A 14,590-nucleotide genomic window follows, 5' to 3' on the forward strand; every position below is an offset into this window, starting at 1 on the left:
CTGATGTCGGCGAAGAAAGCACTACTGCCCGAGCCAGCACTGGTACAACCACTGGCTGTGGACATGCGCCGCCTGACGCGCGTTGGTGCGCGCCCGGGTTTTCTGGACTACCTGGTTCAGCTGTGGGACTTCCGTGAGTTCATTTTCTACGACGCCCGCGCCAGGGTGCAGAGTGGTACACGACGGGACCGCTTAGGCAGTGCATGGTTGCTGCTCAACCCGATCTTCAATGGCCTGACGTACTACGTTATTTTCGGCATTCTGCTCCAGACCAGCGGCGGCATTGAGAATTACGTTGGCTATCTGGTGATTGGAATCTTCATATTCCAAGGCACATCGGGCGCCATTACAAGCGGTGCCCGATCCATCCACAGCAATAAGTCCGTGGTCCAGGCTTTCAACTTTCCGCGGGCGACTTTGCCGATCGGCATGAACATCCGGGAAATGATGTCCAACGTGCCGCTGATCATTGCGATGCTTTTGATCATCACCCTGATCCCGCCGGTCGAGAAGATCACGTGGCTATGGCTACTGATCATCCCGGCACTTTTGCTTCAGTCAGTCTTCAATCTTGGCGTCGGGCTAATTCTGGCGCGGATCATTTCGCGCGTCCACGATGCCACCCACCTGCTGCCGTTCTTCATGCGCGCGTGGATGTATGGCTCCGCCATCTTCTACTCCTACGAGAAGTTTGTGAAGCACCCGGACATTTTGGCCGTTCTGAAGATGAACCCGTTGTTCAACGTCATCGATATCCTTCGCAATTGCATCCTTTATGCCCAGGCACCCACTTGGCAGTCCTGGGCCACATTGGCCGTCTGGGCCCTGGGAGCACTTCTCGTGGGTATGGTCTTCTTCTGGCAAGGGGAGGAGTCCTATGGTCGGGGCTGAGCAAGTCCTGGATGTTGAAGGCCATCCGTGTGTGGTGGTTGACCGTGCAGCGATGGAATACCGTGTGGTCACAACCGACTCTGAAGCCGTCGCGCAAGAACGCCGGGACACCAGTTTCCTGAGCCGTCTGGGCCGTCGGCCGAACACCGTGACGGTACGTGCGCTTTACGAACTGTCCTTGGTGGTGGAACGCGGCGAGTCTGTGGGAATTATCGGCCGCAACGGCTCCGGCAAGAGCACACTGATGAAACTCATCAGCGGCCAAATGCGCCCCACATCCGGAGCGATTTTCGCTTCAAGCACACCGATCATGCTCGGCGTAAATGCTGCGCTGATGCCTGACTTGTCCGGCCACCAAAATGTAGTCCTTGGCTGCCTTGCCATGGGCATGAGCCGGCAGGAAGTCGAGGCCAAGTTCCACAGCATCGTTGAACTCTGTGGGCTGGAGGATTCCATTTACCTGCCCATGAAGTCATATTCATCGGGGATGGCCTCCAGGCTGCGTTTCGCAATCGCCGCGAGCATCGACCCCGAGATTCTTTTGGTGGACGAAGCCCTGAACACTGGTGACGCCCAGTTTGGTGACCGAAGCAAACGGCGCATGGACCAACTCCGCGAACAGGCTGGTTGTGTCTTCCTGGTCAGCCACTCCCTGGACACCATCACCAAGATGTGCAGCCGGGTCCTCTGGCTGGACAAGGGACACCTGATCATGGATGGCGATCCTGAAGAAACTGTTCGCGCCTACCAGGACTTCACCGGGAATTTGGCCAAGGGAAACAACATCACGGCTGCACGTGTCCGCGATGAAGCGCGCGCCAATCTACAAATGACGGAAGTTCTGACTCGTAGCAAGATGCGCAGGAGCAGGGCGTAATGCGGTACGTATCAGATGTGCGTACGGCAGCATGGCACTTTCGCCAAGGGGGCCTGCCCCAGCTGCGAAAGTGGTATCGGCGGCACAGGACCGCTACAGCGAGCTCTGTTCGCAGTGCTCGGGCCACCGTGCTCCGTGCCAAGGACGGACGCTCTTTGTCCTTCGGCGCCTTTGACTACCCGGCCGTCCCTCCCCGCCGCAGCGATCTCACAGTTGCTGTCATCCTCGACGATTTTTCTGCTCGTTCGTTTTCTTACGAGTGGAACGTACTTTTCCTCGAGAAGGACAACTGGCTCCAACAATTGCAAGAACAGCGCGTGGACTTCGTGTTTGTCGAGTCCGCATGGAACGGCAACTCCGGCTCGTGGCAATACCAGCTCACAGGCAGCAACGGGCCGCGACAAGACTTCCTGGATCTGATGCAGTGGTGCCGCACGCAAGGTATTCCTACCGTCTTCTGGAATAAGGAAGACCCTCCGCACTTTGAGGACTTCCTTCCCGCCGCGCGCGAATTCGACGTCGTCTTCACGTCGGATGAGAACAAGCTTCCGGACTATCGTGCGGCCCTTGGTCACGACCGGATCGGGGTCCTCCCCTTTGCAGCCCAGCCTGCTATCCACAACCCGGTCAGGCCAGCGACCGGCAGGCATTCCCGGGATGTGGCGTTTGCGGGAATGTACTTTGCGCATAAGTATCCGGAACGCCGGGAACAACTGCAGGTCCTTTTGGACGGCGCAATCACCGGTTCGTCCACTTTCAAGAACGGTCTTGAGATCTTCTCCCGTCAGTTGGGCGGAGATCCCGAATATCAGTTCCCTGCACCCTATGACGCTCATGTAGTAGGTTCGCTCAACTATGACCAGATGCTCACCGCGTACAAGGCGTACAAGGTCTTCCTGAACGTCAACTCCGTAGTGGACTCACCGAGCATGTGTGCGCGTCGGATCTTTGAGATTACGGCCTCCGGAACACCGGTAGTAACGACGCCCAGCCCTGCACTGCCACGTTTTTTCCCTGACAACGAAATCCACAGCGTTGCAAGTGCGGCACAGGCAGCGGACGTCATCAAGGCGCTAATACGCAGCCCCGAACTCAATGATCGCGCCGTGCACTTGGCCCAACGACGTATCTGGGCTGAGCATACGTACGCGCACAGGGCTGAGGAAGTTGTACGGCTGGTGCTGCCCGCACGTCAAAAGCCCGTTCAGCCGGAAACCGTAACTGCCCTGGTTTCCACCATTCGGCCACACCAACTGGAGCACATCTTCAAGACAGTCGGCTCCCAGCGGGGAGTGGACGTTGAGCTCGTGTTGCTGACACACGGATTCAAAGCCAGTGCTTCCACCATCCGGAGGCTTAGCAAGAAGTACAACGTGACTCAATTGACGTTGCTTGAAGAGCCGGAATCGCTGAGCCTGGGAGCCTGCCTGAACAGGTGCGTTGCCGAATCCAGTGGTGCGGTACTCACCAAGATGGATGACGACGACTACTACGGTCCTGACTACCTACGGGACCAAGTCAATGCACTGCGGTACTCGGGGGCGGACGTAGTGGGCAAGCTCGCGCACTTCATGTTCATTTCGAGCAGGAATGCTGCTGTGTACCGTTTTGGACACATGGAGCACAGGTTCAGCCACCTGGTCATGGGACCCACCATTATGGCGAAACGATCCGTCTTTGAAGAGCATCCATTCGAGGACAGAAGCCGTGGCGAAGACACTGCCTTCTTGAACGCAGTGACCCAAGCAGGCGGAAAGATCTATTCCTCTGACCGATACAACTACTACCAACTCAGGAGCGGATCGGGACACACCTGGAACGCCTCCGACGACGAGCTCCTCGCCTCAGGAGAAGTCCGGTTCTGGGGTAATCCCACCGAACACGTCACGCTTTAGCTCAGACTCAAGATTTGTAAATAAAAAAGGGGAACATTTTGAACACCATCAAACGGGTAGCAGTAATCGGCCTTGGATACATAGGCCTCCCAACCGCCGCCATCTTGGCCACCAACGGCCTCGAGGTCATCGGCGTAGACGTCAACCAGCGCACGGTTGACGCAGTGAACGCAGGCCAGGTTCCGTTCGTTGAACCGGACCTCGGAGTCCATGTGTCCGGTGCCGTAAGCCAGGGCCACTTGAGCGCGAGTACTTCCACTCCGCAGGCTGACGCCTACATCGTTGCCGTCCCCACACCGTTCAAGGAAGACCGCTCCGCAGACTTGAGCTACATCGAAGCCGCGGCCCGGGCCATTGCACCGCAGCTGCAGGGCGGTGAACTCCTGATCCTTGAGTCCACATCGCCTCCCGGCGCTACAGAGCACATGGCCCAGTACATCTTGAACCTCCGGCCGGACCTCAGCCTTGATGGTTCCGACTCGAAACCTGCCATCCTCGTGGCCCACTGCCCTGAGCGTGTCCTTCCGGGACGCGTCATGATCGAACTCGTCACCAATGACAGGATTGTTGGCGGTATCACTGCCGAGGCCGCGGAGAAGGCGAAAGACCTCTATGCCGTGTTCTGCCAGGGTGAAATCCTGACCACGGACGCCGTCACCGCCGAGATGGCCAAGCTGGTGGAGAATTCCTACCGCGACGTCAACATTGCTTTCGCGAACGAGCTTTCAGTCATCAGCGACAAGCTGGGAATTGACGTCTGGGAACTGATCCGCCTGGCCAACCACCACCCCCGCGTTAACATCCTGCAGCCGGGCCCCGGCGTCGGCGGCCACTGCATCGCTGTCGACCCGTGGTTCATTGTTGCAGCAGCCCCCGAGGAATCCCGCCTGATCCGCACTGCGCGTGAAGTCAACGATGCAAAGCCTGAGTGGGTTTTCCAGAAGGTCGTTTCCGCTTTAGAGACGCTGCCCGCCACGGCAGAGGTTTCAGTTCTCGGACTCGCCTTCAAGGCCAACATCGACGACCTCCGCGAATCACCCGCCATCGAGATCGCAGCACACCTCGCCGACGCTTTGCAGGATCGCCGTATCAACGTTGCTGAACCGCACGTGGAGGAACTCCCCAAGCAGCTGGTCGACCTCAGTAACGTGGAGCTCGTTTCGATCGAAGATTCCATCCAGCGCTCGGATGTAGTAGTCGTTCTGGTTGACCACGATGACGTCAAAGCGGTCGACCCTGAGCTGCTGTCCGGCAAGATTGTCATTGACACGCGCGGTGCGCTGAATCTTGAAACCACGCCAGCGGTTATCGCTGTCTAGGTTCCCAGACCTGTAGGTGCTTGCCGCCTCAGCGAGCAAAGACATGAGAGTTGAGAATGACCCGCGCAAGAAATATTGATCCCAAGGTTCATGCGATCACAGGCTATCCCTCGATTGGCGCATTCCTGAGCGCCCGGGAAATCAAGGGGGGATACCATGTGATCGATCATGGGGGGCTTCCTATTGACGTCCTGGTCCAAAATCGCGGGCACAAGACGACTGCCGTTTTTCTGCACGGCGCCGTACGTCCAGAGTATCGGCTACCCATGATTGCTGGTCTGGGCGTTTCCAGGGAAGTTGATGTCAACCGGATTTTTATTTCTGATCCCAGCTTGATCATCAGCCCTACAATGAACCTTGGCTGGTATGCGGGTAACTCCAAGCAAAGACTGCAGCAGATTCTCCAAGACATCATCGCCAAGATCGTTTCGTCCTTTGGCAGCGAAAAGCTCGTCTTTTTCGGCACATCGGGCGGGGGATTTGCTTCTCTTTACTATTCCTCGCAATTCCCGGGCTCACTTGCAATCGTTGCAAATCCACAGACGGACATTGCTAAATATGAGCCCATCCCCGTTGCTAACTACGCCGAGACCTGTTTTGAGGTCAGCGGAAGTGACGCCATGGAAAGACTTCCGCATAGTGTCACGACTGACCTCGTGAAGGTTTACAGCAAACCCGTAGAGAACACTGTTGCCTACATGCAGAACAGCACCGATAAATTCCATATCGAACGTCACAGGAACCCGTTTGTTGAGAATTTGCACTATAGCAATGCCGTCTTTGAACTCATGGGTGATGACTGGGGCGAAGGACACGCTGCTCCCCCCAAGGCACTCATAACAGATGTTCTAAACGTTGCTGCGAAAGATGACTGGGCGACAGGACTGAAGGGACTTGGCTTTGCCCCGCCGAGTTTCGATGGCCTGGATGCCGCAACACAGCGGGGGCGGCGAGTTCGCGAATAGCCCCTCCCAACTATGCCTGATGACGTCCGGTGTCCCGTTCGAATACCTCTGTGGTAGTCGAACGGGACAGCCCCAGCCGGACGGAGAACGGTGCAAAGAAAACTAAATAATTCCCAAAGAACTTCGATGCACGAAACGACTTCACGGAGCATTGTAGAATGTTAAGACTCAAAAATGACTCACCGCTGACCAGATTCCTTCGAACGCCCCGAGGGATTCTTGGATTGATAATCGGCGCCCTCATCTTCGCTGGTGGCCTTATCTCGTATTTGGAATCCGCGAACTTGGGGATTTTCCTTGTTGTCATCGGATTGGCAGCGGCTGTCCCGGTTCTCTTCGAGGGCACATACACCGTTCGCCGTTCCCTGGTAGCCGTGCGTCAGAACACGCAAAAGACTACTGAGCAAACTCGTGCTATATCCAATATTGCAAAGTCGGCGGATTCGATCGACAAGAGTGTTCGCCTAAATGAAACGGACGTAGCCAAGCTGGTATCCGTTGGCAACCATACTAAACACGTTGCCAACACCGAGTCGTTCACCCATTTGGAGCAGATTCGGGACTGGGTGGCAATGACCCGACATGTACAGAGCCGAAACATTTCGGTTGCCGCGGCGAGCGGAATATTTGAGTCAATCGGTCATCATTTGCCGGCAACGGTGGTGCATATCGGTTCCGGCATCTCAACTGCATGGGTCGCGAACTGCCTGACGCATCTCCAACCACGACCTTCCCTGGCAGCAGGATTGGTGGGGTCCGACGAGGAGATTGCTGCCTTCCGCGCGGTTTTGGGTGCAGCCCAAGAAGACGCGAGCGCAAGTTGTCATCTCTTGCCCGCAAGCCCCGTTCCGGCTGCTTCCCTCTCCGGAGTGACAGCGCACTCGGCTGACATGGTCGTTATCGACTTCGGGGCTATTGCCTCAGCCACGGTGCTAACGGACAACATCCCGGCGTTGTATTTCAATTGGCTCCGGCCTAAAACGCCTCTGGTTATCGTCGACTCGTCCGCGATCGATGTTCGGCCTGCGGTCCAGGCGTTCCTCGAGGCTCATCCTCGACTCTACGTAAAGAACATGTCGAAGTCGTACAACCGCGCAGAATTGATTGGAACGTGAAAGCGATGAACTCGAGCGACGTCCACCTTGGCTTGTTCAACCTGGTGAATAATTCGTTTGGGCTGGAGATTTCCTATGCCCTGCCTGACGCCACCCGGGACCTTCCTTCCGTTGGAGTGGTCCTGGACGAATTCTCGACCCAGTGTTTCGCCCCTGAAGCGCGACTGTGGCCGATCTCTACAAGGGACTATGCAGAGGCGCTGGAGCGACTTCGTCCGGATGTCCTGTTTGTTGAGTCTGCTTGGAGTGGAAATGATGGAGATTGGGCCTATCAGATTACCGGCCCGGGCGGTCCCAAGACGGCATTCTATTCACTGATCCAAGCATGCAGGCAACAAGGAATACCCACCGTCTTCTGGAACAAGGAGGACCCACCCCACTTCGAAGAATTTCTCCCTGCGGCCAAGGAATTCGACGTGATCCTCACGTCCGAAGAGTCCTTGATCAAGGACTACGCGGCAGCGGCTGGTCATGACAACGTGGCAACCCTTCCCTTTGCTGCACAACCGCGTATCCACAAGCCGCTACGTGACTCACAGTCCAATGTGGGAAACGTGGCCTTCGCAGGGCAGTATTTTGCGCACAAGTTCCCGGAACGCCGTGACCAAATGAATCTGTTGTTCCCCCCGTCGGCAGAGCTTGGCTTGTCGATCTACTCACGAGCCCTCGGCGGGGACGCAAACTACGCGTTTCCTGAACCTTACGCACAGTTCGTTGTCGGTTCCCTGCCGTATGCGGCAATGGTGAGGGCATACGGTCACCACAAGGTTTTCCTCAACGTAAATTCCGTGCCGCAGTCGAAGAGCATGTGTGCGCGGCGGATTTTCGAGCTGAGCAGCAGCAAGACAGCTGTTGTCAGCGTTGAATCAGAGGCTATTTCAGGTGCTTACGCGGCTGACGAAGTTTTCACTGTGCGGACGCAGTCCGAGGCAAAGGAAGTTCTTGGGCGTCTCGTCGGCGATCATGACTTCCGGGAACGCGCCACGCACAAGGCCTGGCGTCGTACCCTACAGCAGCACACGTATGCCCAACGGATGCAGCGGATCTATTCCATGGCCGGGCTTGAGTGGAAGATTCCCCACGATGGCGTTACGGCCGTGCTTGTGGCGTCCTCCGTGTCGTCCTTGGACCGCCTCATCGCCCAGGCAAAAGAACAGACGATCGAGTTGGAAAATGTTGTGGTTGTCTGCCGCGTCGGACCTGACGACAGTGAAATTCGTTCAGCATTGAAGCGCAGAGGCATGTCTGAAACCACCACCATCCTGCGAACCCTTCAGGACATCGAGAGTTTTCAGCTGGATTCCCCGTTCGTAACCGTGTTCTCTGAGGCCTTTGACTATGCGCCTAACTACGTCAGCGACCTGCGTCTCTATACACTTCACGACGCCGAGTCCCGAGTTACAGGTAAGGCCGTCACGGCCACTGCCAAGAAGCCAGACAGTGCATACATTGGCGATAGCTGGCTTGAAGATACGGAAGGCTTCCGCGTTCTCTCAGGCGCATGGATTTCGCCGATGTCAGCTGATTGGAAGCCCCTCCTCGTGCACGAATCTTTGACTCCTGGTGCGGTATTTGAGTCTTCAGAGCTGGTGACGATTTCTGATCGGTTCAATGTACGAGAGGCATCCGCCAGTTCAGATCCGTCCTGGACGGTTTAGGGAAACATCATGAAAATTGCTTTGTTTGATGGCATAGTCGAAACGCACGTAGCTAGCTCCCTTGAGCGCGCCCTTGTGGCTGCCGGCCATACGGTTCTGAACACAGGGAAGGTCGGCCACGGGTACAAGTTTGCGACCGGCCCTGCCCAGTTGCACGTCCTGAACTCAACGTTGGATAAGGTCATCGATTTTCGTCCTGACGTGATTTTCGTGTTCAGGCCGGCCAGCCTTCCGATGCCGCTGCTCGAGCGGGCTAAACGCACCGGCGCACGTCTGGTGGCTTGGCTTTCTGATGACCCGGTCCTTTGGGATCTCTCCTATGGGCCAGTTGTGGAAAGCTACGACGTAGTACTCCACTGTGGTACGGCCAGGGTCTTGGATTTCTACGAGTCCATGTTTGGGCGTCCCACGGGCATCAACTTCCCGTTCTGGACAGACCAAACTGCGTTCCCTTACGTGTTTGGCTCGCAGCCACGGGAATCAGATGCAATGTTCCTGGGCAACGTCCACGACGAAGTTCGCCGGACCAGGTATTTCGACTTAGGTTCACTTACCTCAAGTATCCGGATTCATGGCAACGTCGGACGCGACTACTACCGAATCGGCGGTGGGTTCCTGGACAGCGACGAGGAAGTGGTCGAAGCCGGTGCCAGAACTGGGCTCGCGATCAATATTCCGCAGTACTTCCGGGACCATCAAGGTCTCGAAACCTGGTTTGACGGTTTGGACAAGTTGGGTTTCTTCCAGTATCCGAGTCGCGTAATCCAATACGCTGCAATGGGAATTCCGATCGTCTCCGTTGTCCCGGACGCCGAGGACCTGGCCTCCTTCCCTGAGATCGTCTGCGTCGATTCGATCACGCAACTGGACAGCACCATTCAGTCTTTGCTTGCGTCTTCTTCACTGGAAGAACTGAGCCGTTCAACGCACGATCGCTTCCTCAGGAACTACTCCGCAGCGGCTCGCGTCATGGCGTTGGAATCGGTACTGTCTGATGATTCGTGGCAGGATCTGGATGCCACTGAACGCAGTCTCTGGTTCACCCAATTTGATGCTGTGGATGCCGGTCGCGAGCGAGCCGAACCAATTCGTTCCACCGAAGTTGCCGTTCCGCAGGAGCGCATTGAGGTGAAGGCCACGACGAACGCCCGCTCAATTGCCGTGCTCGGCGTGGGATTCCGAAGAGTTACTTCCACTTCATCGGTGGCCATGAGAGCGCTGCAAACGTTGGGACACAACGTAGTAGCCCTTGACCTTGCCCAATATAAGAGTGTCCTTGTACCCGACCCCAACAACGAGTTCAAATTTGTGGTCAACGCCGCTAAGTTCATTCAGTCCGTCAAGGAGCTTCCTGAACTGCTTGTTATTTCGGGGCTGGATTGCGGGATCACTCAGGCGGGTAGGGATGAGTTACTCGCGGCTGGCGTTCGGCTTGCGGTAATTGGTGCTGAACATGCCAAAGGCGGTGAGAAGGTTAAGCGCTTGGCTTCCAGGGTGGACTACTTTGGCGTCTTGAACGAAACTGTGGCCGCTGGACTCGTCAGTGACGGCTTCGAATCCGTGGAGCACCTGCCGTATCTGGTAGATCATTCGTTCCGGATTGCTACGGAACGGGTTCGCGAACGTCAGCAGCGCGTTGTAGTTGCCGGAAAGCGGAGACTTCATTTCAACAAACAAGCCGCAGCCTTCCGGGACTTGGCCGACTGGCCTTCGCTGGAGCTGTTCATTGAGGAATCACCTTCGGAATTCAACGACCTTGGGCTGCTGGCGGCTGCCTTGAAGTCCACCGTTGTTGTGGCCCCGTTCGATGCCAGCATTCCAGGTCCGCTGCCGTCTGAAGCCTTGCCGTTTGCCATGGCTTCAGGTTCTCTGGTGGTGGTGCCCCGCGGAGTCGGCACAATGAACATATGTCCAGCAGGGATCGCCTCAGTGTCCGTTCGGGAGAGGGGCGAACTGGCCATGAAGCTCGCCAGATTGGCCTCCTCGAATGCAAGTACAACGAGAATTCTGGCTGCAGCACGTACAGCGGTCCTGGGGCCGCTCAATGCTGAAATGAGATTTGAAGGATTGCTGGAGCGCATCTTTGCCAGCGAAGCAACCAGTTCCAGCGTTCAGCAAATTGTTAGCGACGTCGATATTGTCGAGCCAGAGGTCAGTTGGATGCTGGGACATGACCGGAGGTCCGTGCTGGTAACCCACGAACGGATCAAGGGCAAGGGCACAGATCTGATAGCAACGGTGGCGCACAGCGTTAGCGAAGAGTCAGCTGGGTTGTACAAACTGACGGTAAGTGTGGGCGGATCTGTCGCCTACACAGAGGTCTTGAAGACCTCGCCCGTTACACGCAATCTGCGGGTCCACGTCCCCAAGAACCAGAACACCCCGGAGGTGTCGTTCGCTATCCTTCCAGCTTCCAAGTCTCTGAAGGTCCGCCCCGCTTCATTCCCCTCCGCCGAGATCAGCAGCTTGGAGTGGGTTGGTTCTCTGGAAAACGTAAATTCCTTGGTGACTGTTTCCACGTCCCCATGGGGTGCTGGGAGCGGTATTTCCGCCCGATAGTAAGTCACTTGATGACAGAACGAGGCCTTCTGCCCACGGGCAGAAGGCCTCGTTTGTCTACAGCGGAACTCTAGCCGCGATCTGAATAGAAGGCGTCGTTCTTGGCGCCTGCGCCGTTTACGACATCGATCATGTAGTACTTGCCAACGCCCAGGGAGGTGCTGCCGAGCGTGGCTGTGACTGACTCGAGTCGTGGATTGATGCCAAGTTGCCTGCCGTAGTCGGGGTTGTAGGCGGAAGCGCTAACGGTCTTTTCGTAGGTCCGGCCTGACGTGTCAGTCCATTTCACGTAGACGATTCCTCCACTTAGATTCTGCCCGGTGACCAGGACGTCCCCATTGCCATAGAAGATCGAATCAGTGATTACTGGAGTCATGTTGCCGGCCTTCAACCGTTCAGCCAGAGGAGACCAAGCACCGGTGCACGTGTAATAGCCGTCCCACATGTAGGAGATAACTCTCGTGGGCGAGTTTCCCAACTGTTGAAGTTGCCTGTCTACTCTTGACTTGGTGGTTTGACCCCGCGAGTTGCTTTCGCAGGGATTCTGGGACGTTAAAGGCGCCATACCCTCGAGATTCGCCCACAGTTCAGCTCCTGTGCCATCAATGCCCTCCGCGGCGGCTGCAAAATAGTCGCGGACAGGGGCTTGATACTTACTTCCCCACGTCCCGGTGCCGACAATTGATGCATTGAACTGATCTACCGGGTTGTTCGCTTCGTTTCCGAAGAATGCACCCGATTTCCCCGTGCCCATCCCATCTTGAATAGCAATTGCAAGCTTATTGTTGCCGGCCGTCATACCGATCTTTTCGGCCCCATCGCGGACTTGAGTGAGCGTGAGGCCCCCGGTCTTCCTTCCATCCAGGTAAGGACTTACCACTCCACTGCGCCCGGGGTGTATCCGGGCAATGGCTTGGTTCTGGATCTTGTAGAGGTTCAGGATGGGATCAAACGTCGTGCCGCTGGTGACTGGCATCTCGTATGAAAGGTAGAAACCGGCCAGTCCGGCCACATTTGCGACCTTGGCCTGGTAGCGCAGAAAGCGATCAGTGAACTGGGTAAAAGCCGGAAGATATGTAACATCAGGAAGGTATCCGTAGTCTGTACGCGCCACCGGCATCGGCAGCCCTGCGTAGTACTTCATTCCCAAGGAGGTGGCCGTCTTTGCCAGCGAGACGTTGACGCCAACAGTTCCCGCTGCGGTTGCGCCACTAATGACGACGACATCATAGAGTCCATTAGGGGACGTGCAGCTACTGCCCTGGTTTGGCAGGACGAGTACTGTGAACGGCTTTCCATTGCCCGTGAGGGAGATATCGCGAGGACAGACGTGTGAGGGCGTACCCCATTGCGAGCTGTCTGAATATGTGAAGTATCGATTGACCTTTACACCGGCTGCTGCTGCCTCCGCGCAGTTTGTCCCGTTGACTTTGCAGTCGGCGGGGATATCCGTCAATGTGGCGGGCTTTATGCGCGATCCAAATGTTATGACAGTATCGCCGCCGACTGCTTTGATGTCTGAGAGTTTCTGCGAGTTGACCGAATCGCTGCTACTCCCAAAAATGAAGTAGCCACTAATGGGGTAAACAGGTGGTGCAGCCGCTTGGGCTGTCGATGCGTGCAGGAAACCTAGTACTAAGACAAATGCGGCCAGAAGGCTGGCCGTTATATGTCTGGCATTGGCCGTAGGTGGGACGGACGTCTCTGACCTGAACTTTGCCACAGCGGATCCTTGGGCTCGTRGGATGAGACCATGGACCTATGGCAAAAGGATGGCGTGCGGGCACGCCAAACTCAATGACTTGACGACAACTTTCAAGCACCAAAAAGAATTGTAAATTGTGCTAACAGTTCGTGACTGAACTGTTGCAGGTGCCGTCCGTACTAAACCGAAACTGTCACACCAAATTCGTCGATCCGCTGTCCGACTCCCAGAAGTTCTGCAATAGCAGCGACTGTGCGTTCTGACGCTCGACCGTCACCGTACGGGTTGACGGCGTTGGCCATGGCATCGAAATGATCGGAGTCGTTCAGAAGACGATCAACCTGGGCGACGATTCGTTCCTCGTCAGTACCAATGAGAGTGACAGTGCCAGCCTCAACGGCTTCAGGACGTTCCGTGTTTTCACGCATCACCAGAACGGGCTTGCCGAGGCTGGGGGCTTCTTCCTGGACTCCACCGGAGTCGGTGAGGACGATGTGTGCCAGGGACAGCATTCGAGTGAACTCCCCGTAGGCCAGCGGCTCCGTGACCACCACATTCGGCTTTCCCTCGAGGGCGGGCAGCACTGCTTCCCTGACAACCGGGTTCTTGTGGGCGGGCAGGACGATGACGAGGTCCGGCTCGGCGTCTGCAATACGGGCCAACGCGCGGCCCACGCCGCGCATAGCATCACCCTGGTTTTCGCGGCGGTGTGTGGTGACAAGGAGAATCTTGCGACCACTGGCTGCCAGTTCCTCAAGCTTCGGATCCGTGAACGGAATCTTCTTGTCCACTGTGGTGAAGAGTGCGTCGATCACCGAGTTGCCGGTGACGACGATATCGTCAGCAGATACGCCTTCGGCAAGGAGGTTCGCCCGGCTGGTGGTAGTGGGCGCAAGATGCAGCGTCGTGATTTGGCTGGTGATCTTGCGGTTGGCTTCCTCGGGGAACGGCGAAAGGAGATTGCCGCTGCGGAGGCCTGCCTCGACGTGGATTACGGGGATGCCATGGTAAAACGCCGCGATTGCGCCAGCAGTAGATGTGGTGGTGTCACCTTGAACGATGACGGCGTCCGGCTTGTTTGTCGCGAAAAGCTTGTCGAGCCCGGTCATGGTGCGCGTCATGATGTCAGTGAGCGACTGACCGGGCTGGAGGATATCGAGATCGTGGTCAGGAGTAATGCCGAAAAGGTCGTTGACCTGGTCGAGCATTTCGCGGTGCTGGCCCGTGACGGTAACGATGCAGTCGAACTCTTCGGATTCGTGCAAAGCGTGAACAATGGGCGCCATTTTGATGGCTTCCGGACGAGTACCGAAAATGGGCATGATACTGGGCACGTTTTTCCCCCAAGAGAGCGATCTTGCGACAGACAGAGACTTCAACATCCTATCGGAGCTCGCCCTTGAGCCAGAATCGACACTCTAGCGGGGTTGTGAAAGCTAGCCCGCTAGAAGCAGGACTGCCAGCAGTGTCGGCACGGCCAGAACAACCAGGACGACAAGAACCAGCGCCACCCGACGCTTGAACTGTTGCTGCTCGGAGCTCTTGGTGGGGACTATGGGGATTGGTGCTGATGAAGGCCGCGGATGGTCGGTTATGGGCGCAGGTT

At 56.6% G+C, this 14,590-nt stretch carries 10 protein-coding genes; 8 read left to right on the forward strand and 2 right to left on the reverse strand.

The features are described 5' to 3' along the window. The first annotated feature begins 3 nt into the window (after window positions 1-3). From AC1DCM_RS22970 to AC1DCM_RS23005, 8 genes are all read left to right on the forward strand, one after another. Window positions 4-891 carry an ABC transporter permease gene (locus AC1DCM_RS22970; protein ID WP_477519836.1) on the forward strand — a complete coding sequence of 296 codons (888 nt, stop codon included), beginning with the start codon at window positions 4-6 and terminating at the stop codon, window positions 889-891. After that, entirely contained in the window at window positions 878-1,768 is an 891-nt protein-coding gene (locus AC1DCM_RS22975) for an ABC transporter ATP-binding protein (protein ID WP_477519837.1), read from the forward strand. The genes AC1DCM_RS22970 and AC1DCM_RS22975 overlap by 14 nt, the downstream gene beginning before the upstream one ends. Continuing rightward, complete coding sequence (locus tag AC1DCM_RS22980) at window positions 1,768-3,663, forward strand: glycosyltransferase family protein (RefSeq protein WP_477519838.1); 1,896 nt, start codon at window positions 1,768-1,770, stop codon at window positions 3,661-3,663. The genes AC1DCM_RS22975 and AC1DCM_RS22980 overlap by 1 nt, the downstream gene beginning before the upstream one ends. 38 nt (window positions 3,664-3,701) lie before the next feature. Then, window positions 3,702-4,982 (forward strand): UDP-N-acetyl-D-mannosamine dehydrogenase, encoded by a 1,281-nt coding sequence (gene wecC, locus AC1DCM_RS22985; RefSeq protein ID WP_477519839.1) that lies wholly within the window; start codon window positions 3,702-3,704, stop codon window positions 4,980-4,982. 56 nt (window positions 4,983-5,038) lie between these two features. Further along, window positions 5,039-5,947, forward strand: coding sequence for a hypothetical protein (locus AC1DCM_RS22990; protein WP_477519840.1), 909 nt, complete (start codon window positions 5,039-5,041; stop codon window positions 5,945-5,947). A 224-nt stretch (window positions 5,948-6,171) separates the two neighbouring features. Further along, window positions 6,172-7,062, forward strand: a complete 891-nt coding sequence (locus AC1DCM_RS22995; protein WP_477519841.1) for a hypothetical protein — start codon at window positions 6,172-6,174, stop codon at window positions 7,060-7,062. 5 nt (window positions 7,063-7,067) lie between these two features. Continuing rightward, complete coding sequence (locus tag AC1DCM_RS23000; RefSeq protein WP_477519876.1) at window positions 7,068-8,720, forward strand: CgeB family protein; 1,653 nt, start codon at window positions 7,068-7,070, stop codon at window positions 8,718-8,720. A 9-nt stretch (window positions 8,721-8,729) separates the two neighbouring features. Next, on the forward strand, window positions 8,730-11,279 hold the full coding sequence (locus AC1DCM_RS23005) for a CgeB family protein (protein WP_477519842.1): 2,550 nt from the start codon (window positions 8,730-8,732) through the stop codon (window positions 11,277-11,279). Window positions 11,280-11,349: 70 nt separating this feature from the next. Here AC1DCM_RS23005 and AC1DCM_RS23010 read toward each other — a convergent pair whose 3' ends face one another. Both AC1DCM_RS23010 and wecB read right to left on the reverse strand, forming a co-directional pair. After that, the gene (locus tag AC1DCM_RS23010; RefSeq protein ID WP_477519843.1) at window positions 11,350-13,002 is read right to left on the reverse strand and encodes a hypothetical protein; all 1,653 of its coding nucleotides are present in this window, start codon (window positions 13,000-13,002) and stop codon (window positions 11,350-11,352) included. A 161-nt stretch (window positions 13,003-13,163) separates the two neighbouring features. Next, on the reverse strand, window positions 13,164-14,318 hold the full coding sequence (gene wecB, locus AC1DCM_RS23015; protein WP_477519844.1) for a non-hydrolyzing UDP-N-acetylglucosamine 2-epimerase: 1,155 nt from the start codon (window positions 14,316-14,318) through the stop codon (window positions 13,164-13,166). Window positions 14,319-14,590 lie beyond the last annotated feature (272 nt).

It is taken from the genome of Paenarthrobacter sp. 10N417 (genome assembly GCF_056394745.1).

What these genes read in the sequence shown, in the direction of transcription:
- AC1DCM_RS22990 (WP_477519840.1), top strand. Translation starts at nt 5,039, where the DNA reads ATGACCCGCGCAAGAAATATTGATCCCAAGGTTCATGCGATCACAGGC.
- AC1DCM_RS22975 (WP_477519837.1), top strand. Translation starts at nt 878, where the DNA reads ATGGTCGGGGCTGAGCAAGTCCTGGATGTTGAAGGCCATCCGTGTGTG.
- AC1DCM_RS22970 (WP_477519836.1), top strand. Translation starts at nt 4, where the DNA reads ATGTCGGCGAAGAAAGCACTACTGCCCGAGCCAGCACTGGTACAACCA.
- AC1DCM_RS23000 (WP_477519876.1), top strand. Translation starts at nt 7,068, where the DNA reads ATGAACTCGAGCGACGTCCACCTTGGCTTGTTCAACCTGGTGAATAAT.
- AC1DCM_RS22980 (WP_477519838.1), top strand. Translation starts at nt 1,768, where the DNA reads ATGCGGTACGTATCAGATGTGCGTACGGCAGCATGGCACTTTCGCCAA.
- AC1DCM_RS23005 (WP_477519842.1), top strand. Translation starts at nt 8,730, where the DNA reads ATGAAAATTGCTTTGTTTGATGGCATAGTCGAAACGCACGTAGCTAGC.